Source organism: Stenotrophomonas sp. Steno-Z2, assembly GCF_056393235.1.
Genome location: NZ_JBWJOY010000019.1, coordinates 1 through 2,041, shown reverse-complemented (window position 1 = coordinate 2,041; position 2,041 = coordinate 1). Strand labels below are relative to the sequence as shown.

2 protein-coding genes are annotated in these 2,041 nt (G+C 71.4%); both read right to left on the bottom strand.

Going from position 1 to position 2,041, the window contains the following annotated elements:
• A partial coding sequence (locus tag AC06FP_RS16810) for a cache domain-containing protein (protein ID WP_478076332.1) occupies window positions 1-1,339 on the bottom strand: 1,339 nt, incomplete at its 3' end.
• Window positions 1,340-1,482: 143 nt separating this feature from the next.
• The coding region (locus tag AC06FP_RS16805) for a methyl-accepting chemotaxis protein (protein WP_478076331.1) at window positions 1,483-2,041 on the bottom strand (559 nt) is incomplete at its 5' end.

The following is a 2,041-nucleotide window of genomic DNA, read 5'->3' as shown; positions in this document are numbered from 1 at the left end:
CGATGCGCCGGGTCACGTCCAGGTGGCTGGACACCAGCTGGTTGGTGCCGGCGACCATCACCCCGTAATCGCCGGGGAAACGCGAGGCGTCGATGCGATGGCTGATGTTGCCCTCGTCGTGGCGCGCGGCCATCTCGCCCTGGGCGTGGATGACCGAACGGATCTGCTCGCGCATGTGCGACTGTGCCCGCAGCAGCTGGCCCAGCTCGTCGTTGCGGCGTTCGGGGATGGCGGTGTCCAGCCGGCCCTGGGCGACGTCGCCGGAAACGCGCACGGCGTCGGCCAGCGGCCGCAGCACCATCGCGCGCAGCAGCAGCCACAGGCCGGCGCAGAGCGAGGCAGCGGCGAGCAGGCCGACCAGCGCCACCAGCCCGAGCAGCGAGCGCGCCTGCGCGGTGAGCAGGTCGCGCGGCACCATCACGCCCAGCGCGAAGCGGCGGTCGCTCCCGCCCACGCGCAGCGGCGCATAGACTTCCACCATGCCGCCTTCGTCGGCCTTGAAGTTGCTGTAGAGCCTGTCTTCGGCGACGGCGGCCAGGATCGCCCTGGTGGTGGCGTCGTCGCGGGTCTTGCCTACATTGGCCGCGTCCGGCGAGGCGACGACCATGCCCATCGGCGACAGCAGCTCGGCGCGGCCTTCGCCCATCGGGCGCAGCTGGGCGACGCGTTCCTGCAGGGCCGAGAGCTCGAAGTCGGAGGTGACCACGCCCAGCACCTTGTCGCCGTCCATGATCGGAATGGCGATGGTGGTCAGCATCAGGGTCTTGCCGCCGACCTCGTAGGGATACGGCTCGATGATGACCGGCTTCTTCAGCGTCCGGGGCGTGACATACCAGGCGCCGAGCTTGGGATCCTCGTAGTCGCGCAGCGGCTCGGTGACCAGTTCGCCGCCGACCCTTGCCCAGTAGCTCATGGCGCGCCCGGTGGCGTCGTGCTCGGGGGCGTCGACGAACTGCGCGTCCAGGCCGTCGAACGCGTCCGGCTCCCACAGCACGCACATGCCGGCGCGCTCGGGGTGCAGTTCCATCTGCTGCCGGAAGGTCTGCGAGACGGCGGCGCGGCTGATCTGCCCGCGCTGGGTGCCCAGGCTCTCGGCCAGGGTCTGCACCGTGTCGTAGGTCTGGCTCATCTCGGCGGCCAGGTGCTGGGCTTCGAAGCGGGCCAGGTTCTCCAGCGTGGCCTGCGAGGAGGCGAGCAGGGCGCGGCTGCTCTTCCAGTAGCTGATGGCGGCGGTGAGGCCGAAGGCGGCCAGGGCGATCAGGGCGATGCCCAGCATCAGGCGGGTGGCGACGCTGCTCTTGCGTTCGCCGGACGAGGCGCGGGGTGAGGAAGCGGACATGGAAGAACCGATGAGGGCGGAATCCCCTGATTCATCGGTCGGCGGCGGCGGTTCTTGAGGGCCGGGCCTTGCCGTCCGTCGGGAAGTTCCTGCCAGGCCGCCGGCCCCGGCGGGGCCGGCGGCGGCTTTTCACGCGTGCCTGCTCAGAATTCCTGCCAGTCGCCGGCCTCGGCGACCATCGCCGATTCGATCGGGCGTGGGGCGGGGGCCAGCTTTGGGGCCGGGACGCGCGGGCCGGCGGCGGCGCGCCGGGCCGGCCGTGGGTCGGCGCCGGGCCTGCCGGTTCCGGTACGGAACACCGAGACCGCCTCGGCCAGCTGGGTGGCCTGTTCCTCCATCGCCCGTGCCGCGGCGGTGGCTTCCTCCACCAGCGCGGCGTTCTGCTGGGTGGCTTCGTCCATCTGCACCACGGTCTGGTTGACCTGCTCGATGCCGGCGCTCTGTTCCTGCGAGGCGGCGGAGATCTCGGCCATGATGTCGGTGACGCGCTGCACCGAAGTGACGATCTCGCCCATGGTGGAGCCGGCCTGGTGCACCAGCGTCGAGCCTTCGGCCACCTTGCCGACCGAGTTCTCGATCAGCTCCTTGATCTCTTTGGCCGCGCCCGCGGAGCGCTGGGCGAGGGTGCGCACCTCGCTGGCGACCACGGCGAAGCCGCGGCCCTGCTCGCCGGCACGCGCGGCTTCCACCGCCGCGTTCAGG